Genomic DNA, 24,957 nt, shown 5'->3' on the forward strand with positions numbered 1-24,957 from the left:
GTGATCCAGTTTTTACTTAACCAGGAACTCCGTAGCGAGCACGCCCTGGACCCCAACCTGACCGTGCTCAATTATCTGCGTGAGCATGTGGGCAAATCCGGTACCAAGGAAGGCTGCGCCAGCGGCGACTGCGGTGCGTGCACGGTGGTGGTCGGCGAACTGCATACCGATGAGCAAGGCGCCGAGCAGATTCGTTACCGCAGCCTCAATTCCTGCCTGACGTTCGTGTCGTCGCTGCACGGCAAACAACTGATCAGCGTTGAAGACCTCAAGCACCAGGGCCAACTGCACAGCGTGCAACAGGCCATGGTCGAGTGCCATGGCTCACAGTGCGGCTTTTGCACCCCGGGCTTCGTGATGTCGCTGTTTGCCCTGCAAAAGAACAGCGACGCCCCCGACAGCCACAAAGCCCATGAAGCCCTGGCCGGCAACCTGTGCCGCTGCACCGGTTATCGCCCGATCCTCGCCGCCGCCGAACAGGCCTGCTGCAACAAGCCCCAGGATCAGTTCGACAGCCGCCAGGCCGAGACCATTGCCCGCCTTAAAAGCATCGCGCCCACCCAGACCGGCGAACTCAACAGCGGTGACAAACGCTGCCTGGTGCCCTTGACCGTCGCCGACCTGGCCGACCTCTATGACGCCTATCCGCAAGCCCGCCTGCTGGCCGGCGGCACCGACCTGGCGCTGGAAGTCACCCAGTTCCACCGCACCCTGCCGGTGATGATCTACGTCGGCAACATTGAAGCCATGAAGCGCATCGAGCAGTTCGACGACCGCCTGGAGATCGGCGCCGCCACCGCCCTCTCCGATTGCTACACCGCGCTGAACCCTGAATACCCGGACTTCGGCGAACTGCTGCAGCGCTTCGCCTCCCTGCAGATCCGCAACCAGGGCACCCTGGGCGGCAATATCGGCAACGCCTCGCCGATAGGGGATTCGCCGCCACTGTTGATCGCGCTCGGTGCCCGGATCGTGCTGTGCAAAGGCAACACCCGCCGCACCCTGGCGCTGGAAGACTATTTCATCGACTACCGTGTCACCGCTCGCCAGGACAGCGAGTTCATCGAAAAGATCATCGTGCCCAAGGGCCACGAGCTGTTCCGGGCCTACAAAGTGTCCAAGCGCCTGGACGATGATATTTCCGCCGTGTGCGCAGCATTCAACCTGAAGATCGACAACGGTGTGATCAGCGCAGCACGTGTTGCCTTCGGCGCCATGGCCGCCACACCAAAACGCGCAACAAGTTGCGAGGTCGCGCTGGTGGGCGCCATTTGGAACTCGGCCACGGTCGAAAAAGCCTGCGCCGCCCTGGCAGATGATTTCACCCCGCTGTCGGACTTTCGCGCCAGCAAGGAATACCGCCTGCTCAGCGCGCAGAACCTGCTGCGCAAATACTTCATCGAACTGCAAACGCCGCACATCGAGACTCGGGTGACCGCTTATGTCTAACCATCACGCCGTCGTAAAGACCCAGGCCGAACTCGCCGAACTGTTTGCTCAGGACCTCACCTCCGGGGTCGGGCGCAGCGTCAAGCATGACAGCGCCGCCAAGCACGTCAGCGGCGAAGCGCAGTACATCGATGACCGCCTGGAATTTCCCAACCAGTTGCACCTGTATGCGCGCATGTCCGACCGTGCCCACGCCCGCATCCTCAGCATCGACACCGCGCCCTGCTACGCCTTCGATGGCGTGCGCATTGCGATTACCCACGAAGACGTACCGGGCCTGAAAGACATCGGGCCGTTGATGCCCGGCGATCCGTTGCTGGCCATCGACACCGTGCAGTTCGTCGGCCAGGTGGTGCTGGCCGTGGCCGCCCGCGACCTGGAAACCGCACGCAAGGCGGCGATGGCGGCGGTGATCGAATACGAAGACCTGGAGCCGGTGCTGGATGTGGTCGAGGCCTTTCGCAACAAGCATTTTGTGCTCGACAGCCACACGCACCAGCGCGGCGATTCGGCGTCTGCACTGGCGAGTGCCAGGCACCGTATCCAGGGTACTTTGCATATCGGTGGCCAGGAACACTTCTACCTGGAAACCCAGATCTCTTCGGTCATGCCCACCGAAGACGGCGGCATGATCGTCTATTGCTCCACGCAAAACCCCACCGAAGTGCAGAAGCTGGTGGCCGAAGTGCTCGACGTGTCGATGAACAAAATCGTCGTGGATATGCGTCGTATGGGCGGCGGGTTCGGCGGCAAGGAAACCCAGGCCGCCAGCCCCGCGTGCCTGTGCGCCGTGGTCGCGCGCCTGACCGGCCAGCCGACCAAGATGCGCTTGCCACGGGTTGAAGACATGCTGATGACCGGCAAGCGTCACCCGTTCTATATCGAGTACGACGTGGGCTTCGACGACAACGGTCGCCTGCACGGGATCAACCTGGAACTGGCGGGCAACTGCGGCTGTTCGCCCGACCTGTCCAACTCGATTGTCGACCGCGCCATGTTCCACGCCGACAACTCGTATTACCTGGGCGATGCGACGGTCAACGGCCATCGCTGCAAGACCAACACGGCTTCCAACACCGCCTACCGTGGCTTCGGCGGGCCCCAAGGCATGGTCGCCATTGAAGAAGTGATGGACGCCATCGCCCGCCACCTGGGCCTTGATCCGCTGGCCGTGCGCAAGGCCAACTACTACGGCAAGACCGAGCGCAACGTCACCCACTACTACCAGACCGTCGAGCACAACATGCTCGAAGAAATGACCGCCGAGCTTGAGGCCAGCAGCCAATACGCAGAGCGCCGCGAAGCGATCCGCCTGTACAACGCCCACAGTCCGATCCTGAAAAAAGGCCTGGCGCTGACCCCGGTGAAATTCGGCATTTCTTTCACCGCAAGCTTCCTGAATCAGGCTGGCGCGCTGATCCATATCTACACCGACGGCAGCATCCACCTGAACCACGGCGGCACCGAGATGGGCCAGGGCTTGAATACCAAGGTCGCGCAAGTGGTAGCCGAAGTGTTCCAGGTGGACATCGACCGCGTACAGATCACCGCCACCAACACCGACAAGGTGCCCAACACCTCGCCCACCGCTGCCTCCAGCGGTGCTGACCTGAACGGCAAGGCCGCGCAGAACGCCGCCGAAACCATCAAGCAGCGCCTGGTGGAGTTCGCTGCGCGCAAGTACGACGTGAGCGAAGCGGACGTTGAGTTTCGCAACGGCCATGTGCGCGTACGCGAGCAGATCCTGAGCTTCGAGGCGTTGATCCAGCAGGCGTATTTCGCCCAGATATCGCTCTCCAGCACAGGTTTCTACAAAACTCCGAAAATTTTCTACGACCGCAGCCAGTCACGCGGGCGACCGTTCTACTACTACGCCTTCGGGGCGGCTTGCTGCGAAGTGATCGTCGACACCCTGACCGGCGAATACAAGATGCTGCGCACCGACATCCTCCACGATGTGGGCGCTTCCTTGAACCCGGCCATCGACATCGGCCAGGTCGAAGGCGGCTTCATCCAGGGCATGGGCTGGCTGACCATGGAAGAGCTGGTGTGGAACAACAAGGGCAAGCTGATGACCAACGGCCCGGCGAGCTACAAGATCCCGGCCGTGGCCGACATGCCGCTGGACCTGCGGGTAAAACTGGTGGAGAACCGCAAGAACCCTGAAGACACCGTGTTCCATTCCAAGGCCGTGGGTGAACCACCGTTCATGCTCGGGATCGCTTCGTGGTGCGCGATCAAGGATGCGGTGGCGAGTCTGGCTGACTATCGCCAGCAACCCAAAATTGATGCGCCGGCCACGCCCGAGCGGGTGTTGTGGGGGTGTGAACAGATGCGGCAGTTGCGGCCAGCGAAGGCTGTCGAGGCTGACACTGAATTGGCTTCGCTCTAGACCCAGGCGCTGCCATCGCGGGCAAGCCCAGCTCCCACATTTTGAAGTGCTAACCCGATCAAATGTGGGAGCTGGCTTGCCTGCGGTAGCGGCCGAACTAACAGCAGCAATGTTGAGGTAGACATGGACAACTGGATCAGCGCCCTCGCCACCCTGCAAAACCAGGGCGAACCCTGCGTACTGGTAACCATCATCGAAGAACTCGGCTCAACCCCGCGCAACGCCGGTTCCAAGATGGTCATCAGCGCCGCGCACACCTTCGACACCATCGGCGGCGGGCACCTGGAATACAAGGCGATGCAGCTCGCCCGTGACATGCTCGTGCGCGGCCAGCAAAGCACCCATCTGGAGCGCTTCAGCCTCGGCGCGAGCCTGGGCCAGTGCTGCGGTGGCGTCGCCGTATTGTTGTTCGAACCCATGGGCCAGGTGCAGGCGCAGATCGCGGTGTTTGGCGCCGGCCATGTCGGGCGTGCGCTCGTGCCGTTATTGGCAAGCCTGCCCTGCCGGGTACGCTGGATCGATTCCCGCGAGCAGGAATTTCCGCAGAACATCCCGCAAGGCGTGCGTAAAATCGTCAGCGAAGAACCGGTCGATGAAATTGCCGACCTGCCGGCGGGCAGTTACTGCATTGTCATGACCCATAACCACGCGCTGGACCTGGAACTCACCGCCGCCCTGCTCAAACGCAATGACTTCGCCTACTTCGGCCTGATCGGCTCGAAGACCAAGCGCGTCAAATTCGAACACCGCCTGCGTGACCGCGGCTTCGATACCGCACGGCTGCAACGCATGCGCTGCCCCATGGGCCTCACTGAGGTGAAGGGCAAGTTGCCGGTCGAGATCGCCATCTCCATCGCCGGCGAAATCATCGCCACCTATAACGCCAATTTCGGCCAGCACACCGCCGGCGCCGAACCCATTGCCAAACTGCTGCCGGCTTCGCGCCGCAGCCAAGCTATCAATTGAGATAACCATGCCTTTGACTCGCAAAGCCTACCGCGCCGCCATCCTGCACAGCATCGACGATCCTGCCATCGTTGGCATCGACGCTTCCTACGAGTATTTCGAAGACGGCCTGCTGGTGATCGATAACGGCCAGATCAGTGCGCTCGGCCACGCCAGCGACCTGCTGCCGACGCTGCCAGCAGACATTGATATCACGCACTATCAGGATGCGTTGATCACCCCTGGCCTGATCGACACCCATATTCACCTGCCGCAAACCGGCATGGTGGGCGCCTACGGCGAGCAATTGCTGGATTGGCTCAACACCTACACCTTCCCCTGTGAAAGCCAGTTCGCCGACAAGGCCCACGCCGATGAAGTCGCGGATATCTTCATCAAGGAACTGCTGCGCAACGGCACCACCACCGCACTGGTGTTCGGCAGCGTGCACCCGCAATCGGTGAACTCGTTCTTTGAAGCCGCGGAAAAACTCGACCTGCGCATGATCGCCGGCAAGGTGATGATGGACCGCAACGCGCCGGACTACCTGACCGACACCGCCGAATCCAGCTACCAGGAAAGCAAGGCGCTGATCGAACGCTGGCACGGTAAGGGCCGCCTGCATTACGCGGTGACACCACGCTTCGCGCCTACAAGCACGCCGGAGCAACTGACGCTGGCCGGGCAACTGCTGGGCGAATACCCGGATTTGTACATGCAGACCCACATCAGCGAGAACAAGCAGGAAATCGAGTGGGTCAATGAGCTGTTCCCCGAGCGCAACGGTTATCTGGACGTGTACGACCATTACAAACTGCTCGGTGAGCGTTCGGTGTTTGCCCACGGCGTGCACCTGTGCAACGACGAATGCGCACGACTGGCAGAAACCGGCTCGGCAGTCGCGTTCTGCCCGACCTCGAACCTCTTCCTCGGCAGTGGCTTGTTCAACCTGCCGATGGCCGAGAAACACAACCTAAACGTGGGCCTGGGCACCGACGTGGGTGGCGGCACCAGCTTCTCGCTGCTGCAAACCCTGAACGAAGCCTACAAGGTCATGCAACTGCAAGGTGCGCGGCTGAGCCCGTTCAAGTCGCTGTACCTGGCGACCCTGGGCGGTGCGCGGGCGCTGCGCCTGGAAGGCAAGATCGGCACCCTTCAGCCGGGCACCGATGCGGACTTTTTGGTATTGGATTACAACGCCACGCCGCTGCTGAGCTATCGCCTGAAACAGGCCAATAACATTGCCGAGACGTTGTTTGTGCTGATGACGCTGGGGGATGATCGGACGGTGTTGCAGACCTATGCAGCCGGCCAGTTGGTGCACCAGCGCTGATCTCAGAGACACTACAAAACCAATGTGGGAGGGGCTTGTGTGGGAGCCGGGCTTGCCCGCGATGCAGGCACTGCGGTATGCCAGTTACACCGCGGTGATGCTATCGCAGGCAAGCCAGCTCCCACACAAGCCAGCTCCCACATTTGATTGGGTTTACAACTTTACAGACGTGCGCCCAGGTTTTTTAGTCTGTAGAAGGTGCGAAAACACCGCATGCAGATCATCCGACGCGCTCTCCTCATCGAGGTTGAGCTTGCTGTCGATGTGATCCATGTGATGCATCATCAAGTTCACTGCCAGCACCGCATCCCGCGCTTCGATCGCGTCGATCAACTGGGTGTGTTCATCGTAGGAACAGTGCGAGCGGTTGCCGCTTTCGTATTGGGCGATGATCAATGAGGTCTGGGACACCAGGCTGCGCTGGAAGCTGATCAACGGCGCGTTCCTGGCCGCCTCGGCCAGTTTCAGGTGGAACTCACCGGAAAGACGGATACCCGCACCGCGATCGCCCCGGGAAAAGCTGTCGCGCTCGTCGTTGACCATCTGGCGCAGCTCGGCCAATTGCTCGGCGGTAGCGTGCTGCACCGCCAACTCCGTAATCGCCCGCTCCACCAGACGCCGGGCCATGAATACCTGGCGCGCTTCTTCCACACTGGGGCTGGCAACCACCGCGCCGCGATTGGGCCGCAGCAGTACCACGCCTTCATGGGCCAGACGCGACAGTGCACGACGAATGATGGTACGGCTTACGCCGAAAATTTCGCCCAGTGCCTCTTCACTCAATTTGGTTCCGGGTGCCAGGCGTTGTTCGAGGATCGCCTCGAAGATATGCGCGTAGACGATATCGTCCTGGGTTCCGCTGCGACCGGTCTTGCCGGCTCGCGGTTGTTTCTTGAGAGGTTGCAACTGTTCGTTCATGGGCACTCGGGTTTGGAGAACGGCGGCGAAATAAGGTAATACGGCAACAACGGGTCGCTGGCAAGTATCGCCTAAAAACAGCGCACATTGTACACAACCCAATGCGCCAACACACTGTACGGCTGTTTGCGCCCCCGGCTGTATTGCAATGACTCGTTACGTTTGAGTTTAGGCTTGATTCCACGATTTCCCACGCCCTCTTTCGTAGGAGCGAGCTTGCTCGCGAAAAACCTGAGAGCGCTACGGTTATCCAGGAAGCCCGCGTTATCGTTGACGTTTTTCGCGAGCAAGCTCGCTCCTACAACAAGGATCATCGCTCCATGACCGACGCCACCCAAGCGCCCTTGCGCCCGCTGGCCGACACTTCACCTTCGGCCATCGTCGCCGGTTTTATCGCCATGATGACCGGCTACACCAGCTCCCTGGTGCTGATGTTCCAGGCCGGCCAAGCCGCCGGTTTGACTACCGCGCAGATTTCTTCGTGGATCTGGGCGATTTCCATCGGCATGGCGGTGTGCAGCATCGGCCTGTCGCTGCGCTATCGCACGCCCATCACCATCGCCTGGTCCACACCCGGCGCGGCGCTGCTGATCACAAGCCTGGGCGGCGTGAGTTATGGCGAAGCCATCGGTGCCTACATCACCTGCGCGGTGCTGGTGACGCTCTGTGGGTTGACCGGCAGCTTTGAAAAACTGGTCAAGCGCATCCCGGCATCGCTGGCGGCGGCGTTGCTGGCGGGGATTCTATTCAAGATTGGCAGCGAAATCTTCGTCGCCGCGCAACATCGCACCGGCCTGGTGCTGGGGATGTTTTTCACCTACCTGATCATCAAGCGCCTGTCGCCGCGCTATGCCGTGCTGGCGGCCTTGCTCATCGGCACTGCCTTGTCAGGGCTGATGGGGCTTCTGGATTTCAGCGGCTTTCATCTGGAGGTGGCGACGCCCGTGTGGACCACGCCGCACTTCTCGCTGGCGGCGACCATCAGCATCGGTATCCCGCTGTTCGTGGTGGCCATGACCTCGCAGAACATGCCAGGGGTCGCCGTGCTGCGGGCCGATGGCTACACCGTGCCGGCCTCGCCGTTGATCACCACCACCGGCCTGGCCTCGCTGGTGCTGGCACCATTTGGCTCCCACGGCATCAACCTGGCAGCGATCAGCGCGGCGATCTGCACCGGCCCCCATGCCCATGAGGACCGCAACAAGCGCTACACCGCAGCCGTATGGTGTGGGGTGTTCTACGGCATTGCCGGAGTATTCGGCGCCACGCTGGCAGCATTGTTCGCAGCTCTGCCCAAGGAACTGGTGCTGTCGATTGCGGCGTTGGCGTTGTTTGGCTCGATCATCAATGGCCTGAGCATTGCCATGAATGAGCCCAAGGAACGGGAAGCGGCGCTGATCACCTTTATGGTCACCGCGTCAGGCTTGACGTTGTTTTCCATCGGGTCGGCGTTCTGGGGGATTGTGGCGGGGGTGTTGACGCTGCTGATTCTGAATTGGCGCAAGGCATAACAAAACGGCGACCCTCAGGTCGCCGTTTTGTTTAGTATCACTTGGCCGCGTTGATCGGCTTTTCCGGATACCACACGTCCAGCAACGGGCTGACTTCAGCCTTGGTCAGCTCGGAACGGGTTTTCAGCCAGGCTTCGACAGCAGCGCGCTGCTCTTCGGACACCGAGCCACGCTTCTGCAGGCAAACCAGACCGTAGTCATCGCCGCCGACATAGCCCAGACCATTGGCTTCCATGGCTTCTTTGATGAATGCTTCGAGGAAAGCGTCGATAGCTTCTTCACTCAGGCCTTCGTTGAAGTCCAGGTTCAGTTCGAAACCCAGCTCTTGAAATTCATCAACGCACAGTTTTTTGCGCAGACGCTGGGAACGGTTAGTCGCCATTGGAACAATCCTCATAAGTAATAACGGGCGGCACTTTAGCAGTTTAAGGCGGCAATTGCCCGACTCTCTGGGACGGGCGGCACATCGGCAGTTAAAAAAACCTGATTAGCAGCTATCGTTGAGCTACAAGTGGCGCCACCTTGGGGCATAATGCCGACACTTTCGTGACCATTGAGGGATTTTCTTCTATACCCCTCGCCTTTTTCACCCTTCTCAGCAGTAGGGTTTTATTTCTTATGATCAAATCGTTGCGTTCTGTATTAGTTGCCAGTGTTCTTTTGCCTTTGGCCCTTTCGGCCACCGCTGCTCCCATCAATACCAGCCTGCCGCCCAGCGTCGCGCAGGCCTTGCAGAAAGCCAAACTGCCCAATACCGCGTTATCCCTGGTGATGCTGCCGCTGAACGGCCCCGGTACGCCGACGGTGTTCAACGCCGACGTGTCGGTGAACCCGGCCTCTACCATGAAGCTGGTGACCACCTACGCGGCCCTGGAGATGCTCGGCCCCAACCATCAGTGGAAAACCGAGTTTTACACCGACGGTACCCTCAGCGGTGGCGTGCTACGCGGCAACCTGTACCTCAAGGGCGGCGGCGATCCCAAGCTGAACATGGAGAAACTCTGGCTGCTGATGCGCGACCTGCGTGCCAATGGCGTACAGCAGGTCACCGGCGACCTGGTGCTGGACCGCAACTTTTTCAACCAGCCGCTGTTGCCTGACTTCAATGACGACGGCAACGACGAGAACAAGCCGTTCCTGGTCAAGCCCGATGCCTTGCTGGTCAACCTCAAGGCCCTGCGCTTCGTGACGCGCAATGATTCGGGGCGCGTGATCGTGTCGGTCGAACCGCCGATTGCCAGCATCCGCATCGATAACCAGGTGAAAGTCACCAACGCCAAGCAGTGCACCGGCGACGTGCGCTACAGCCCGGTGACCGCTGCCGACGGCAGTGTGACCGTGACCGTGAGCGGCCAACTGGCTGATGGCTGCAGCTCGCAGACTTATCTGTCGCTGCTGGACCACGCCACTTACACCGCCGGCGCCGTGCGTGCGATCTGGAAGGAGTTGGGCGGCACCATCCAGGGCCGTGATATCCAGGCTCCGGTGCCCAAAGATGCCAAGGTGCTGGCTCGTGCGTTCTCGCCGGACCTGGCTGAAATCATTCGCGACATCAACAAATACAGCAACAACACCATGGCCCAGCAACTGTTCCTGAGCCTGGGCGCACAGTTTCGCAACGACGCCGATGGCGACGATGCCAAGGCTGCGCAACGCGTCGTGCGCCAATGGCTGGCCAAAAAAGGCATCACCGCACCGCACCTGGTGATGGAGAACGGCTCCGGCCTGTCCCGCGCCGAACGGGTCAGCGCCCGCGAGATGGCGGCCATGCTGCAAGCGGCGTGGAAAAGTCCTTATGCGGCGGAGTACATCAGCTCGATGCCAATCGCCGGTACTGACGGCACCATGCGCAAACGTCTGAAGACCACAGCGATGCGCGGCGAAGCTCACGTGAAAACCGGGACCTTGAACACCGTACGCGCTATCGCCGGGTTCAGCCGGGACAACAATGGCAATACTTGGGCGGTGGTGGCGATTCTCAACGACTCCAAGCCCTGGGGCGCGTCGTCGGTACTGGACCAGGTGCTGCTGGACCTGTATCGCCAGCCGAAGGCCGTTGCAGCCGCACCGGTTCTGTAAAGCATCACATTACCTGTAGGAGCGAGCTTGCTCGCGAAAAACGTCAACGATAACGCGCGCCCCCTGAATAAACGCGGCGTCTATGGTTTTTTCGCGAGCAAGCTCGCTCCTACGGGCATCAGGGCTTCCTCGACTCGGTCCCTGCCCGCCTGCTTGGCCACATACACTGCCGAATCAGCACGCAGCAGCAACCCATCGATATCTTCATCGCTCCGCCAACTGGCCACGCCAAAGCTGGCAGTGACAACCCCTACCGGTTCCATCGACGTATCACGCAGCGACTGCCACAACTGAGTGGCCAGGCTATAGGCCTGAGCACCATTGGTACTCGGGCACAGCACCACGAACTCTTCCCCACCCAGTCGGCAAAATACATCGGTACGGCGCAAGCGCTGGCCTATGCGCTTGCACAACTCCTGCAAGACCCCGTCACCCACGGCATGACCGTACTGGTCGTTGATACGCTTGAAGTGGTCAATATCGAGCATGATCAACGACAGTGCACCCGAGCTGCGGTTGATCCGTAGCATCTCGCCCTTGAGACGATCCTGAAAGTAACGACGGTTATAGATGCCGGTCAGCGAGTCAGTGACGGAAAGCGCGCGCAGTTCTTCCTCCACCCGTTTGAGATCGGAAATATCCGACACATAACCGTGCCAAAGCGTACCGCCTCCGGGTAGCTCCTCAGGTGTCGCTTCGCCGCGAATCCAGCGCAGACCTCGCTGAGGCAACTGCACGCGATACTCTTCGCGCCAATGGCTCAGTTGCAGCGCCGACAAACGTATCGAAGTACGCACTCGCTCGATGTCCAAGGGGTGAATGCGTTCCAGCACCTTGCCTGCGTCCTGCTGCAATACGCCAGGTTCGATTTCATAGATATCGCGCATACCTTCGCTGGCGTAAATGAAACGCCCATTGCCCTGCAGGTCCTGGGTGAACTGGAAGATCCCGCCGGGCACATGAGCACTGAGTTTTTTCAGCAGGCGGTCCCGGGCAGCCAGGGCTTCATAAGCGCGCTTTTGCTCGGTGACATCCAGGTAAATTGCCAAATGCCCGACCCACAGGCCAAAGTCATCCAGGAGCACGGTGGCCAGCATGTTTACCGTCAGTTGGGTACCGTCCTTGCGCACCAGCGTCCATTCGCGAGCTTCATGTTGGCTGTCAGGGCTCTCCACCAGCATCGCCTGGCTCGGCGCAATACGCTTGCCTAACGCCTGGCTCAACGGTGCAGCGCGCGCTTCGAGCTCCACGGCCAGGTGCAGGCTCTCCAGGGTCAGGCGCCCCAGCACCTCTTCGGCCTTGAAACCCAGCATCTGTTCGGCGCCGGCATTGAAGGTGTTGATCACACCGCGCAAGTCTGTGGCGATGATCGCTACCTGAGTGGCCGCATTCAGCACACTGCGCAATTGGCCGTGAGCCCCACGCAACTCTTGCTCACGCAAGCGCAACTGCACGGTGCGCTGCTCCACCAGTTTCAACGCGCGCTGGCGCTGGCTGACCAGCACGTAGAGCAAGGCACTGAGCAAGGCGCTGAGCAGCACCCCCATGCCCAGGATGGTGTTTATCGAGGAATGATTGGCCTTGTCGAAGACCTCACTGGCACGCAGGCTCAGGGCATAGACGTGATCGCCAAGCGTGAGACGGCGTGTAGCCGTCAGGTCGCTGTTGCCCACCGTATTGCTGGAGGCATACAACACCCGTTGCTGGGTATCCGAGGTGTCGACGATCTGCATGACCAGGTTGTCGCGATTCGGTTTGGGCAATCCATCAGCCACCAGTTGCCGCATACTGAGCACGGCCATGACAAAGCCGTAGGGCTCGGTGCCGACGGCTTTGCTCACTGGCGCCACCAGCAGCACACCGGCCGCGTAGGCAGGCTCAACGCCCACCAACTGCATGGGTTGTGACACTGCCGGCCTGGCATTTTTTTGCGCACGCTCCAGGGCTGAACGGCGCAAGGGCTGGGCCAGCAGGTCAAAGCCCAAGGGCGAACCCAGCAAGCTCTGCGTCTGGCTGTACAACACCGGTACGTATTCATCGCGCTCGGCAGCGGGCGCCAACTCACCCGCGCTATTGAGTTCACGGATGCTGAAAGGGATGCCGCGCTGGCGGGAAATCTCTTGCTCGAACGCCCTGCGCTGCTCACGAAATATCCGCGGTGCCCAGGCGTAGGCTCGGGCATTGAGCAACAGTGGCTGGGCGAAGCCGTCGAACTCGGCACGGGACACATCGCCGGAGTTGATGAAGAAACGCTGCAGGCTACCCAGGCGTAGCTCCTGGTCTTCAAAGCGTTCCTGAATACGGGTGTAACGTTCATTGACCAGCAACTGGAAACGCTGGCGCACCTGTTGCTGATACAGGTCGGCAGTCGCCCACGCGACAACCAACGTCAACGCGCTGCCAGCCAAAAAGACCACCAATGCCACCAGCCAAGCCGATGCCTGCTCACTGATAAAACCAAGGATTTTCGGGCGGACGGCTTGCATCGGCATAGGCAACACTCACAACGCCAGTGTGCGGGGGTGTCACTTTGGCTGGGGCTTAAGTTATAGCCATTGGTCGTGGGTTTGACCAGCCTAAAAACTGCAGGGGCTTAATGTGGGAGGGGGCTTGCTCCCGATAGCGGTGGATCAGCCAATACATTGGTGACTGATACTCTGCTATCGGGAGCAAGCCCCCTCCCACACCGGATACTCGGCGCATTCAGAACTGCTGATATTAATCAGCGGGCAGTGATTTTCCAGGCACGGTGGATTTTCGCATTGCGCGCGAAATCCGGGTCGATGGTCTTGTCGCTGATCTCCTCGACCGCATAGCGTTCGCTGAGGTTGGCTTCCAACTGGAACTTGCGGAAGTTGTTGGAGAAGTACAGCACGCCACCCGGCGCCAGGCGCGCCATGGCCAGGTCGAGCAACTGCACGTGGTCACGCTGCACGTCGAAGATACCTTCCATGCGCTTGGAGTTGGAGAAGGTCGGCGGGTCGATGAAAATCATATCGAACTCATCGCGACTGGCCTCCAGCCACGCCATTACATCACCCTGCTCCAGGCGGTTCTTGTCGGAGAAGCCGTTGAGGGAGAAGTTGCGACGCGCCCAGTCCAGGTAGGTCTTGGACAGGTCAACGCTGGTAGTGCTGCGCGCACCGCCCTTGGCAGCATGGACGCTGGCGGTGGCGGTGTAGCAGTAAAGGTTGAGGAAGCGCTTGCCGGCCGCTTCTTTCTGAATACGCATACGCATCGGGCGATGGTCGAGGAACAGGCCGGTATCCAGGTAGTCGGTGAGGTTGACCAGCAGCTTCACGCCACCTTCGCTGACCTCGGTGAACTTGCCCTGGGCGCTCTGGCGCTCGTACTGCTTGGTGCCGCTCTGGCGCTCACGACGCTTGACCACCACGCGGCTCTTGTCAACGTTCAGGGCCTGGGGAATCGCTGCCAGGGCATCGAACATGCGCGCCGAGGCTTTTTCCGGGTCGATGGATTTGGGGGCGGCGTACTCCTGTACGTGAACCCAATCGTGGTACAGGTCGATAGCCATGGAGTACTCGGGCATGTCGGCGTCATACACACGGTAGCAATCCACGCCTTCACGCTTGGCCCATTTGCCCAGTAGCTTGAGGTTCTTTTGCAGGCGGTTGGCAAACATCTGCCCGCCTTCGCTCAAGCGCGCCTGCTCGACCACCGGGGCCGGGGCTGGCTTGATCGGGTTGCCGTTCTTGTTGTACTGGCGCTCAACCGGCTCGGTCGGAGCCTGGTCGTAAGCCGCTTGCTCACGCTCGGCCTGACGCTGCTCCGCAGTGCGGCGTTCGCCGGTGACGAACTGATCCGGGTTGACCTTGATCAGCAGCAACTTGCACGGCAACGCGCCGTTCCAGAACGAGTACTGCTTGTGGCTGCGGATCCCCATGCGCTTGCCCAGGTCCGGCGCGCCGGTGAACACCGCGGCTTCCCAGCCCATGCAGGCTTGGCGCAAGCGTTCGCCAAGGTTCTGGTAGAGATACAACAGGCTGGCTTCGTCACCCAGACGCTCACCGTAGGGTGGGTTGCAGATCACCAAACCTTTCTGATTCTGATCCGGGCGCGGCTCGAACGTGCCCACTTCGCCCTGGTACACCTTGATCCAGTGGCTCAGGCCGGCGCGCTCGATGTTATTGCGTGCAGGTTGGATCAGCCGCGGGTCGGCTTCGTAGCCACGTACCCACAATGGCGGCTTGTTCATGCCGATGGCCGCCCGCTCAGTGGCCTCGGCGTGCAGCTTTTTCCACAACGCCGGGACGTGACCCAGCCACGTGGTGAAACCCCACAGCTCGCGGTTGAGGTTGGGGGCCATGTCGGCGGCGATCATTGCGCCTTCAACCAGGAAGGTGCCGACACCGCACATCGGGTCGGTCAGCGCGCCGCCTTCGGCGGCAATACGTGGCCAGCCGGCGCGAATCAGGATCGCCGCTGCCAGGTTTTCCTTCAGCGGTGCCGCGCCCTGCTGCAGGCGGTAGCCACGCTGGTGCAGGCTGTGGCCGGAAAGGTCCAGGGACAGGATCGCTTCGCCGCGGTCCAGGCGCAGGTGAATGCGCAGGTCCGGGTTGATCTTGTCGATGGACGGACGCTCGCCGGTCGGGGTGCGCAGCTTGTCGACGATCGCATCCTTAACCTTCAGCGCGCCGAAGTGGGTGTTGTCGATGCCCGAACCGTGACCGCTGAACTCAACCGCCAGGGTACCGTCGGGGACCATGTGGTCGGCCCATTCGATATCCAGCACGCCGTGGTAGAGGTCCTCGGCGTCCTTCATCGGGAAGCGCTTGAGCACCAGCAACACACGGTTGGCCAAGCGTAACCACAGGCACAGACGGTACGCGGTTTCCATGTCGGCCATGCCGCGAACGGCCGAGGTGTGCTCGCGGGCCTCCTCAAGGCCAAGCCCGACGGCTTCCTCGATCAGCAGGCCTTCGAGGCCCTTGGGGCAAGTGAGGAAGAGTTCAAAACGGTCCGACATGGGGCAATCCAGGCTTTTCAGCAATAAATGAACGGGCGACGCATCGCCGGTTCGGTTTTCAATCAAGCACTTTTCTTGAAGAGTGCTCGCGTGGCACGAATGTGCCGTCCCACCCCGCTTTGCGGGCCGTTGAGCCTTGTTTGACGGGGCAGAAAAAGAATGTGAAGCAACAAAAGGAAATATTCCGACCCTTCGTCGAATAATAACCGACTGCAACAGGCGGGCATTCTCACTAAAGGATTAACCCGCTTCGCTGTGCAGGGCACATCATAGCTGGCTTTGATCCATAAAAGGGGCGAAAAACCATCCCAGCTTATGGCTATAGCATCGTTATCGTTACGTGCTTATGACAAAACGATCATTGAATACATGTGACCTATTGGTTAGAACTCAACACAGGTTGGCGCCGTAACGACGCCGACACATCGGCTCGCCACGCCGGCAGCGAGCCCACCAACGGCAGAAAAACTCTGCCCGGCCTTGGACAAGGCCGAAGGATATCTAGACAGTCAACAAGTGAGGGAAACACCCTATGAGAAGACTTAAGCGTGATCCGTTGGAAAGAGCATTTTTACGCGGATATCAATATGGCGTTCATGGAAAATCCCGTGAGCTTTGCCCATTTACTCTACCGTCGGTACGCCAAGCCTGGATCAACGGCTGGCGAGAAGGACGCGGCGACAACTGGGACGGTATGACTGGCACTGCGGGCATCCACAGACTCAACGAACTTCACGCCGTCGGCTAATCAGGGGCATTTTATTCCGACATACATCTTTGAATGAGTAACGACTTAACCACGCGCGCCCCATCCGGGCGGCGGGCTTCGGCCCAGGGGCTCCTTTATGGAGCCCTTTTTATTGCCTGTCAGATTGTCAGCGCAAGGCAGCGATGGCATCCACCGATTGGCGAATCAACGCCGGCCCCTTATAGATAAAGCCGGAGTACAACTGCACCAGGCTGGCGCCAGCCGCGATCTTCTCGGCCGCGTGCTTGCCTTCGGTAATGCCGCCCACCGCGATGATCGGTAAACGCCCAGCCAACTCGGCCGCCAGCACCTTGACGATATGGGTGCTCTTGTCCCGCACCGGCGCGCCCGACAGGCCACCCGCCTCATCACCGTGGGCCAGGCCTTCGACGCCGACGCGGCTAAGGGTGGTGTTGGTCGCAATCACTGCGTCCATCCCCGAATCCACCAGGGCCTGGGCCACCAGTACGGTTTCTTCATCGCTCATGTCCGGGGCGATCTTGATTGCCAGGGGCACGCGCTTGCCATGACGCACGGCCAAGTCTTCCTGACGCTGGCGCAAGGCTTCAAGCAGTTGCTTGAGAGAGTCACCGAATTGCAGGCTACGCAGGCCCGGGGTGTTGGGCGAGCTGACGTTGACGGTGACGTAGCTGGCGTGGGCGTAAACCTTGTCCAGGCAAATCAGGTAATCGTCCACCGCACGCTCGACCGGCGTATCGAAGTTCTTGCCGATATTGATACCGAGGATGCCCGTGTATTTTGCCGCTTGAACCCGCGATAACAGGTGATCGACGCCGAGGTTGTTAAAGCCCATGCGGTTGATGATCGCCTCTGCTTCCGGCAGGCGGAAAATGCGCGGCTTTGGGTTACCCGGCTGAGGCCGTGGCGTCACGGTGCCGATTTCAACGAAGCCGAAACCCAACTGTGCAAACCCGTCGATGGCCGCGCCGTTTTTGTCCAGGCCGGCTGCCAGGCCGACCGGGTTGGGGAAATCCAGGCCCATCACCGACACCGGCACTTTAGCCGCAGCCTTGCATACCAGGCCATTGAGCCCCAGGCGGCCACCGGCACCGATCAAGTCCAGGGACAGATCGTGGGACGTTTCCGGGGAAAGTTTGAACAACAGCTGGCGGGCCAAGGTATACATGGGCGGGCTAGACTCGGATGGCGGCAAAAGGTGGCGCGATTATAGCCGGGGTGGCGGGCCTCATGCGAGGCGTGCTGAGCTCATCGGCGCTGCGCAATCAACGCCTCATAACGCACCCAGATCCTTTCGGCGTAGCGCTGGCGCAACGCCTCACGCTGCGGGCCGGGCCCAGGCCCGACATTGTAGGAGCCCACCGCCGTCCAGTTGTAGCCAAAACGCTGAATAAATTCGGCCAGAATCGAAGCCCCGACTTCCACCGACAGACAAGGTTCGCTCAACAACCGCTCCTCGGTAATGCCCTGCTTGAGCAAACGCGGCAGGTGGATGCTGTTGATCTGCATCAAACCTATATCACGCGTGCCATTGCGGTTGGTGTGGTTGATCGCCTGCGTGCGGTAACCTGACTCGACAGCCGCGATAGCCTGCAACAACTCCGGTTCGAGACCGTACCGACCGGCCACCTCTTCCCAGCAATAAGCCAAGGCCTGGTGACTGACCATCAGTCCACTGAGCAGCAGTACCCTGCTCCACACCTTAAACATTGCTGGCCTGACCACACACAGAGCACACATGCACGACGCCTTGCGGTGGTTGCCCCACCCGCACCGGGCACGTAAAGCGATAGCCCTTGCCGTAAATCGTCTTGATAAACCCTTTGTCGGCCCTCAAATGTTTGCGCAGGGAATAGATACAGCGCGTCAGTGACTCATCGGCCACCTCTCCCCGGGGCCAGGCCAGCTCCAGCAGGCGATCCTTGGTCATCAGCGTGCCACCGGAGGCCAGCAGCAATCGCAGCACATGCCACTCCTTGGGCGGCAACTGAATATCCGCATCGCCCCCCGTCAACCGGCCATCGCCATGCAAGGTCCAGCGAGCGAAGACCAGGGAGGTCGTCGATTCATCAATCGCGACGGCCATACGCACCTCTGCTTTGGACTACCGACATTCAAATCCTTACTTTCCGTACCGGCTCACCTGCCAATCTCACGACTATAAAAAACCGGCCGACGGCTCGCGCTAGGACAAAGCCCATTCGATCGCCTTTTTTGGGCCGCTTTCGGTCAGATAATTCTCCTGACGTACCTATTTGGGTAGCCATTCCTGATACGTCTCCTGCAACTCAACGCCCAGCCGATCCTCCAGTTGCACCAGCTCACCCAACGCCATCAGTTGCCCATTGACCCGTACCTCCACACAGCGAGTCGCCCCTGGATCCAGGGGCAGCACCTTCCCCGGTGCGAACGCAGCCAACCGCTTGCGGCTGATCAGTTGCTCCTGCAGCAATATTTCCAGGTGCATGGACAAACGCCTTTTTCATGGGGAAAACTCACGATCCGTGCGCAGGAAGGCACGTTGCACACGCTCATGTTGTGCTGCGGTCAACTGCGCCGGTTCGGCCGGTGGCGGTAAGGGGTCAGGGCCTGACAAAACGGCATTCTGCGCCGCGGCCATATCCAGCTCTGCCACCAGTTTTTCGATAAGGCTCACCTGGGCTGGTTGGCCCTTGATCAACACGCTGTTGGTATCCGAATAAGCCACCAGCACCAGGCTGCCGTCGGCCAATTGGCCTTTCTGCTCACGGGATAGCCGGGCCTGAATCATCGAAGCCATACCCGGGACGCGGACCTTATGGGCACCCGCTCCTTGCTGGCGATCCTCCACGGCGGCATTCATCACCTGAACAACCCCGAATGCCGTCGCGTCTTCGGCCCGCTTGCGGCGTGGCTGGTCCATCAGTTTGGCCAGCCGCAAGACATGATCGACATAGCTCGGTGGCCCGTCGACGTAGAAGGTACGCGCCCCACTCTCCCGCAATGGGTAGCGCGGCTCATCCAGCCCGGCACGCCGCATGATGCCGCGCAGCCGATTGACCGAGATATGCCGCAGCACGACCGCAGAGCTACGCCCCTCATCGGCGGTGTAGAGATGCACCACTTGCCCGCTGCGGTGCCAGATCAAATCTTCCTGCTCAGCGAGGGATCCCAAAACCCGCTGCGGCGCGGCGAAGTCGAAGGTTCCGCTGATGCGCCTGCGCGCCACCGCACCGCTGGTGACCACAGGCAGGCCCAATGGCCCCGACAGCGCGGTAAAGAAAGTATGCAGGCCTTCATCCTGTGCCAGGTACGCCTGGCCCCAGGCTACGCGGCTGCCCAGCAACAGGGCGGCACACAGTAGCCCGCAGTGCAGCCAGCGGCAGTTCATGGGTTTCGGGGAGTCAGTGTGCACCGTGGGCATACCTGGGCGGTGTGGCTTGAAGAAGCGGCCATACTGCGAGGCACTGGAGCTTCAATCATGATCGAAAGTTGACGGCAGACTGCACCACGCCACCCGTGGCATGTGCCTTGCTTCGCACTTCGTATCAGGCTCGCACCAAAGGCGGCGCGGGCCTACGGACAAAGGCGTCGTTACCCTGCAATGGCCCGTCATGCCAAACAGGGAAACGACGCCTTTTTTTCAGAAAAGGCAGGTACCGATGAACGATCCGCTGGCTTGGGTAAACGGCAGCGATGCCCCGGAAAAGAGCAGCCTTGACCTGGGGTTCATGGCCCTGACCGATTGCGCTTCGCTGGTGGTCGCTGCCACCCAGGGCTTTGCCCAGCCCTACGGCCTCACATTGAATCTCAAGCGCCAATCATCCTGGGCCAACCTGCGCGACAAGCTGGTCAGCGGCGAGCTGGACGCCGCACACGGCCTGTACGGGCTGATCTATGCCGTGCACCTTGGCATCGGCGGCGTTGCACCTACCGACATGGCCGTCCTGATGGGCCTCAACCAGAACGGCCAGAGCCTTAACCTGTCCCACGGTCTGCAACAGCAGGGCGTGGTCACTCCTGAGGCGCTGGAACGCCACGTGCACCAAAGCCGGACAAAACTGACCTTCGCCCAAACGTTCCCCACGGGTACCCACGCCATGTGGCTGTATTACTGGCTGGCGAGCCAAGGCATTCATCCATTGCAGGATGTGAACAGCGTGGTGGTGCCGCCGCCGCAAATGGTGGCCCACCTGCAGGCCGGACGCATCGACGGTTTTTGTGTCGGCGAGCCCTGGAGCGCCAGCGCGGTGCAACAGCATCAAGGTTTTACCCTGGCGACCACCCAGGCGATCTGGCCCAATCACCCGGAAAAGGTCCTGGGCTGCACCCAGGCGTTCGTCGACGCGTACCCCAATACCGCGCGTATATTGGTCATGGCGATCCTTGAGGCCAGCCGGTTTATCGAACAGAGCACTGAAAACCGCCGCTCCACCGCGCAGTTGCTCAGCGCCCGCGACTACCTCGACGCCCCGTTGGACTGCATCGAGCCGCGCCTGATGGGTTACTACGACGACGGCTTGGGTAACCAGTGGCAGGATCCCCATGCACTGCGCTTTTTCGCCGGTGGTGAGGTGAATGTGCCCTACCTCAGCGACGGCATGTGGTTCATGACCCAGTTCCGGCGTTGGGGCTTGTTGCGTGAAGACCCTGACTACCTCGGCGTCGCCTGCCAGGTTCAGCAATTGGCGCTGTATCGCCAGGCCGCCGGTGCGCTGGGCCTCAGCGTTGGCGACTCGCCGATGCGCAGCAGCCAACTGATCGACGGCAAAATATGGGACGGCTCCGACCCCGCCGGTTACGCCCGCAGCTTCCGCCTCAATGCCCTGGCCGATGACAACCACCGTCAAGCGCTGCGCTGACAGGAGCTCAATGATGCTACGAATCCTGTTGATCAATGACACCCCGCGCAAGGTCGGGCGCCTCAAAGCCGCGCTGACCGAAGCCGGTTTCGAGGTGATCGATGAATCGGGCCTGACCATCGACCTGCCCGCACGCGTCGAAACAGTGCGCCCGGACGTAATCCTGATCGATACCGAGTCACCCGGCCGCGATGTGATGGAGCAAGTGGTGCTGGTCAGCCGCGACCAGCCCCGGCCTATCGTGATGTTTACCGATGAACATGACCCGAATGTGATGCGTCAGGCGATCAAATCCGGCGTCAGTGCCTACATCGTTGAAGGCATTCAGGCCCAACGCCTGCAACCAATCCTCGATGTGGCCATGGCCCGCTTCGAGAGTGACCAGGCCCTGCGCGCGCAGTTGCACGCCCGCGACCAGCAACTGGCCGAACGCAAACGCATCGAGTTGGCCAAGGGCCTGCTGATGAAAATGAAGAGCTGTAATGAGGAAGAGGCTTACACCCTGATGCGCCGCCAGGCCATGAGTCGCCAGCAGAAACTGATCCAGGTGGCAGAGCAGATTATTGCCATGAGCGAATTGCTCGGCTGATCTGGCTCAGCTCTTGCTAAAGAATCCTCACAGGTAGCCAACGGCGGTTGCCCCCTCCACGACAAAGACGTCGCCCACCCGGTTTGCCCTCGCGAACCCGGTGGCGGCGTTTTTTCGTTTTAGACCCCCAACCGTTGAGGTGCGTGATGAAATCAAGCTTCTGGAAATCCGGGCACACCCCGACCCTGTTTGCCGCGTTCCTGTATTTCGACCTGAGTTTCATGGTCTGGTACCTGTTGGGCCCGCTGGCGGTGCAGATTGCTGCCGACCTGCACCTGACCACTCAACAGCGCGGCCTGGTGGTGGCCACGCCGATCCTGGCGGGTGCAGTGCTGCGTTTTCTAATGGGCATGTTGGCCGACAAGCTGTCACCCAAAACCGCCGGGCTGATAGGCCAAGTGATTGTGATCGTGGCACTGTTCTGCGCCTGGAAGCTGGGGATCCACAGTTACGAGCAAGCCTTGCTGCTGGGTGTGTTCCTGGGCATGGCCGGTGCGTCCTTTGCCGTGGCCCTGCCCCTGGCATCGCAGTGGTATCCCGCGGAGCATCAGGGCAAGGCCATGGGCATCGCCGGGGCCGGCAACTCCGGCACTGTGTTTGCCGCGTTGCTGGCACCGGTGCTGGCGGCGGCGTTCGGCTGGAGCAATGTGTTCGGCTTTGCGCTGATCCCGCTGATCCTTACCCTGATCGTATTCGCTTGGCTCGCACGCAACGCGCCGCAGCGTCCGAAAGCCAAATCCATGGCCGACTACTTCAAGGCCCTGGGCGATCGCGACAGTTGGTGGTTCATGTTTTTCTACAGCGTGACCTTCGGTGGCTTCATCGGCCTGGCCAGCGCCCTGCCCGGCTACTTCAACGACCAGTACGGCCTGAGCCCGGTGACCGCCGGCTATTACACCGCGGCCTGCGTGTTCGGCGGCAGCCTGATGCGCCCATTGGGCGGCGCCCTCGCCGACCGTTTCGGTGGGATCAAAACCTTGCTGGGCATGTACAGCGTGGCGGTGATCTGTATCGCGGCAGTGGGGTTCAACCTGCCCAGTTCCTACGCGGCGCTGGCGCTTTTTGTCTGCACCATGCTCGGCCTGGGTGCCGGAAATGGCGCGGTATTCCAATTGGTGCCGCAGCGTTTTCGCAGTGAAATCGGCGTGATGACCGGCTTGATCGGCATGGCCGGTGGTATCGGCGGCTTCGCCCTCGCCGCCGGCATGGGCGCGATCAAACAGAGTACCGGCAGTTATCAGTTGGCCCTGTGGTTGTTCGCCAGCCTCGGTGTGCTGGCCTGGTTTGGCCTGCATGGCGTCAAGCGCCGTTGGAGAACTACCTGGGGCTCGGCTGCGGTCACCGCTGCCCGCGTGTGATGAGCCTTCGACTGAGCGTCGCCCAGGCCAGCGCCATTGGCCCGCGCAGCGAAAACCAGGATGCGCTGCGGGTGGTCACGCCCGTGGCGGAACTGGCGGCGAGCAAAGGCTACCTGTGCGCGCTGGCCGATGGCGTCAGCCAATGCGCCGACGGTGGCCTGGCCGCGCGCTCGACCTTGCAGGCGCTGGCGCTGGACTACTACGCCACGCCGCAAACCTGGGGCGTAGCCCAGGCGCTCGAACGTCTGTTAGTCGCGCAAAATCGCTGGTTGCAAGCCAACGGAGGTGGGCAACCGTTACTCACCACACTCAGTGCCCTGGTGTTTCGTGGTCAACGTTTCACGCTGGCCCATGTCGGTGATTGCCGCGCGTATCGCTGGTTCGACGGCGAGTTGCAACGCCTCAGCGAAGACCATGTGTGGGAACAGCCGGGTATGCAGCACGTACTCAAGCGCGCCCTCGGCCTGGATCAGCACCTGGTGCTGGATTTTCTCGACGGCCAAATGCGCGAGGGCGAATGTTTCCTTTTGCTCAGCGACGGGGTGTGGGCCACGTTGGGCGACCAGAGCATCGGCGCCATCCTGCGTGAGCAAGACGACCTCGACGTGGCCGTCAACACGCTGGTCAGCGCCGCCCACCTGGCAGGTAGCCAGGACAACGCCAGCGCCTTGCTGGTGCGCATCGACCAACTCGGCGCCGCCACACTCGGCGACGCTCTGGTGCAGTTGCAGCAATGGCCCCTGCCGCCGCCGCTGAAGGTTGGGCAAGTTTTTGAGGGCTGGGAGGTGCAAAGCGTGCTGGCGCAGAGTCGGCAGTCGTTGCTGTACCGCGTGCACGATGCGCAGCGGCAACCCTGGCTGCTCAAGACCTTGCCCTTGCGTCACGACGATACCGATGCGGGCCAAGCCCTGTTATCAGAAGAATGGTTTTTACGCCGCGTCGCCGGCCGTGCCTTCCCGGAAGTACATGCCGGCAGTGCTCGTCAGCATCTGTACTACGTGATGCGCGAATACCCCGGGCAGACCCTGGCCCAGCTGTTTCAACAGCAAGGCCCGCTGCCGTTGGCGCAATGGCAGTCGATCGCCGAACGCTTGCTGCGCGCCGTGGGCCTGCTGCATCGTCGGCAGATTCTGCACCGCGACATCAAGCCGGAAAACCTGCTGCTGGGCGATGACGGTGAACTGCGCGTGTTGGACTTTGGCCTGGCCTATTGCCCTGGCCTCTCTGAAGACCGTGCTCACTTACTGCCCGGCACCCCGAGTTTCATCGCGCCCGAAGCTTTCGGTGGCGAGGATCCTACTGCGCAACAGGATTTGTATAGCGTCGGTGTGACCCTGTATTACCTGCTGACCGGGCATTACCCCTACGGCGAGATTGAAGCCTTCCAACGCCCGCGTTTTAACCAGCCTGTCAGCGCCAGCCGCTATCGCCCTGACCTGCCGGATTGGTTGCCCCACAGCCTGGAGCGCGCCGTAGCCGCCCTGCCCGCACACCGCTATGAAACTGCCGAAGAATGGTTGCTGGTACTGGAACAGGCCGACCGCCGCGAATTGAGCGTGCGGCCACGGCCACTGCTGGAGCGCGAGCCGTTGAAGGTCTGGCAAACCCTGGCAGCGGCCTCACTGTTGATCAATCTGGTGCTGCTGTACTGGCTGCTGCACCACTAACGGGCAAAAGTGTTCCGCGTCCCCCTTTAAACGCCCAATAAACCTGGGGATAAGCAACTTGGCACAGCTGCTGCATCAGGTCTTCCCAACAACCCACATATAGCCGCCCCTTCAACGTCGAAGGGTCGAGCTTCCCGAGAGAACGGGACCAGGACAAAGGC

The 24,957-nt window shown here is 60.9% G+C and carries 20 protein-coding genes; 11 read left to right on the top strand and 9 right to left on the bottom strand.

Annotated elements, in window-relative coordinates; translation table 11 throughout:
• From xdhA to guaD, 4 genes are all read left to right on the top strand, one after another.
• Complete coding sequence (gene xdhA, locus TX23_RS03470; protein WP_057701018.1) at window positions 1-1,449, top strand: xanthine dehydrogenase small subunit; 1,449 nt, start codon at window positions 1-3, stop codon at window positions 1,447-1,449.
• Complete coding sequence (gene xdhB, locus TX23_RS03475; RefSeq protein WP_057701019.1) at window positions 1,442-3,841, top strand: xanthine dehydrogenase molybdopterin binding subunit; 2,400 nt, start codon at window positions 1,442-1,444, stop codon at window positions 3,839-3,841. The genes xdhA and xdhB overlap by 8 nt, the downstream gene beginning before the upstream one ends.
• A 123-nt stretch (window positions 3,842-3,964) precedes the next feature.
• Window positions 3,965-4,807: a xanthine dehydrogenase accessory protein XdhC gene (gene xdhC / locus TX23_RS03480; protein WP_057701020.1), complete on the top strand. Its 843-nt coding sequence runs from the start codon at window positions 3,965-3,967 to the stop codon at window positions 4,805-4,807.
• A gap of 7 nt (window positions 4,808-4,814) precedes the next feature.
• Window positions 4,815-6,119, top strand: coding sequence for a guanine deaminase (gene guaD / locus TX23_RS03485; RefSeq protein WP_057701021.1), 1,305 nt, complete (start codon window positions 4,815-4,817; stop codon window positions 6,117-6,119).
• A gap of 153 nt (window positions 6,120-6,272) precedes the next feature.
• Here the strand turns inward: guaD and TX23_RS03490 are convergent, their stop codons facing one another.
• Window positions 6,273-7,037 carry a GntR family transcriptional regulator gene (locus TX23_RS03490; protein WP_057701022.1) on the bottom strand — a complete coding sequence of 255 codons (765 nt, stop codon included), beginning with the start codon at window positions 7,035-7,037 and terminating at the stop codon, window positions 6,273-6,275.
• 320 nt (window positions 7,038-7,357) lie between these two features.
• On the opposite strand from TX23_RS03490, the gene TX23_RS03500 reads away from it, so the two are divergent.
• Complete coding sequence (locus TX23_RS03500) at window positions 7,358-8,548, top strand: benzoate/H(+) symporter BenE family transporter (protein ID WP_005790336.1); 1,191 nt, start codon at window positions 7,358-7,360, stop codon at window positions 8,546-8,548.
• Window positions 8,549-8,585: 37 nt separating this feature from the next.
• Here the strand turns inward: TX23_RS03500 and TX23_RS03505 are convergent, their stop codons facing one another.
• A complete protein-coding gene (locus tag TX23_RS03505) occupies window positions 8,586-8,930 on the bottom strand; it encodes a YggL family protein (protein ID WP_003193255.1) in 345 nt (114 codons plus the stop codon).
• Between the two features lie 236 nt (window positions 8,931-9,166).
• Between TX23_RS03505 and dacB the strand changes: the two genes are divergently transcribed.
• Window positions 9,167-10,627, top strand: coding sequence for a D-alanyl-D-alanine carboxypeptidase/D-alanyl-D-alanine endopeptidase (gene dacB / locus TX23_RS03510; protein ID WP_057701024.1), 1,461 nt, complete (start codon window positions 9,167-9,169; stop codon window positions 10,625-10,627).
• Window positions 10,628-10,707: 80 nt separating this feature from the next.
• On the opposite strand, the gene TX23_RS03515 is transcribed toward dacB, so the two are convergent.
• Both TX23_RS03515 and rlmKL read right to left on the bottom strand, forming a co-directional pair.
• Window positions 10,708-13,119 (bottom strand): sensor domain-containing diguanylate cyclase, encoded by a 2,412-nt coding sequence (locus tag TX23_RS03515; protein ID WP_057701025.1) that lies wholly within the window; start codon window positions 13,117-13,119, stop codon window positions 10,708-10,710.
• 230 nt (window positions 13,120-13,349) lie between these two features.
• Window positions 13,350-15,614 carry a bifunctional 23S rRNA (guanine(2069)-N(7))-methyltransferase RlmK/23S rRNA (guanine(2445)-N(2))-methyltransferase RlmL gene (gene rlmKL, locus TX23_RS03520; protein ID WP_057701026.1) on the bottom strand — a complete coding sequence of 755 codons (2,265 nt, stop codon included), beginning with the start codon at window positions 15,612-15,614 and terminating at the stop codon, window positions 13,350-13,352.
• 532 nt (window positions 15,615-16,146) lie between these two features.
• On the opposite strand from rlmKL, the gene rmf reads away from it, so the two are divergent.
• A complete protein-coding gene (gene rmf / locus TX23_RS26825) occupies window positions 16,147-16,362 on the top strand; it encodes a ribosome modulation factor (RefSeq protein WP_002553055.1) in 216 nt (71 codons plus the stop codon).
• A 127-nt stretch (window positions 16,363-16,489) separates the two neighbouring features.
• Here rmf and TX23_RS03525 read toward each other — a convergent pair whose 3' ends face one another.
• The 5 genes from TX23_RS03525 to TX23_RS03545 all read right to left on the bottom strand — a co-directional run bounded on the left by TX23_RS03525 (window position 16,490) and on the right by TX23_RS03545 (window position 19,735).
• On the bottom strand, window positions 16,490-17,509 hold the full coding sequence (locus tag TX23_RS03525; RefSeq protein WP_057701027.1) for a quinone-dependent dihydroorotate dehydrogenase: 1,020 nt from the start codon (window positions 17,507-17,509) through the stop codon (window positions 16,490-16,492).
• Between the two features lie 80 nt (window positions 17,510-17,589).
• Entirely contained in the window at window positions 17,590-18,051 is a 462-nt protein-coding gene (locus TX23_RS03530; protein ID WP_057701028.1) for a transglycosylase SLT domain-containing protein, read from the bottom strand.
• Window positions 18,044-18,427 carry a winged helix-turn-helix domain-containing protein gene (locus tag TX23_RS03535; protein ID WP_057701029.1) on the bottom strand — a complete coding sequence of 128 codons (384 nt, stop codon included), beginning with the start codon at window positions 18,425-18,427 and terminating at the stop codon, window positions 18,044-18,046. The genes TX23_RS03530 and TX23_RS03535 overlap by 8 nt, the downstream gene beginning before the upstream one ends.
• Window positions 18,428-18,592: 165 nt before the next feature.
• Window positions 18,593-18,808 carry a FliM/FliN family flagellar motor switch protein gene (locus TX23_RS03540; RefSeq protein WP_057701030.1) on the bottom strand — a complete coding sequence of 72 codons (216 nt, stop codon included), beginning with the start codon at window positions 18,806-18,808 and terminating at the stop codon, window positions 18,593-18,595.
• 15 nt (window positions 18,809-18,823) lie between these two features.
• Window positions 18,824-19,735, bottom strand: coding sequence for a secretin N-terminal domain-containing protein (locus TX23_RS03545; protein WP_057701031.1), 912 nt, complete (start codon window positions 19,733-19,735; stop codon window positions 18,824-18,826).
• Between the two features lie 247 nt (window positions 19,736-19,982).
• On the opposite strand from TX23_RS03545, the gene TX23_RS03550 reads away from it, so the two are divergent.
• From TX23_RS03550 to TX23_RS03565, 4 genes are all read left to right on the top strand, one after another.
• Entirely contained in the window at window positions 19,983-21,182 is a 1,200-nt protein-coding gene (locus TX23_RS03550; RefSeq protein ID WP_057701032.1) for a CmpA/NrtA family ABC transporter substrate-binding protein, read from the top strand.
• 13 nt (window positions 21,183-21,195) lie between these two features.
• Window positions 21,196-21,771, top strand: coding sequence for an ANTAR domain-containing response regulator (locus tag TX23_RS03555; protein WP_003193274.1), 576 nt, complete (start codon window positions 21,196-21,198; stop codon window positions 21,769-21,771).
• 146 nt (window positions 21,772-21,917) lie between these two features.
• Window positions 21,918-23,129 (top strand): nitrate/nitrite transporter, encoded by a 1,212-nt coding sequence (locus tag TX23_RS03560; RefSeq protein ID WP_057701033.1) that lies wholly within the window; start codon window positions 21,918-21,920, stop codon window positions 23,127-23,129.
• The gene (locus TX23_RS03565; RefSeq protein ID WP_057701139.1) at window positions 23,129-24,796 is read left to right on the top strand and encodes a bifunctional protein-serine/threonine kinase/phosphatase; all 1,668 of its coding nucleotides are present in this window, start codon (window positions 23,129-23,131) and stop codon (window positions 24,794-24,796) included. Before TX23_RS03560 ends, TX23_RS03565 begins: the two co-directional genes overlap by 1 nt.
• The last annotated feature ends 161 nt before the right edge of the window (window positions 24,797-24,957 follow it).

The sequence above is a fragment of the Pseudomonas paralactis genome, from assembly GCF_001439735.1.
GTDB lineage: Bacteria > Pseudomonadota > Gammaproteobacteria > Pseudomonadales > Pseudomonadaceae > Aquipseudomonas > Aquipseudomonas paralactis.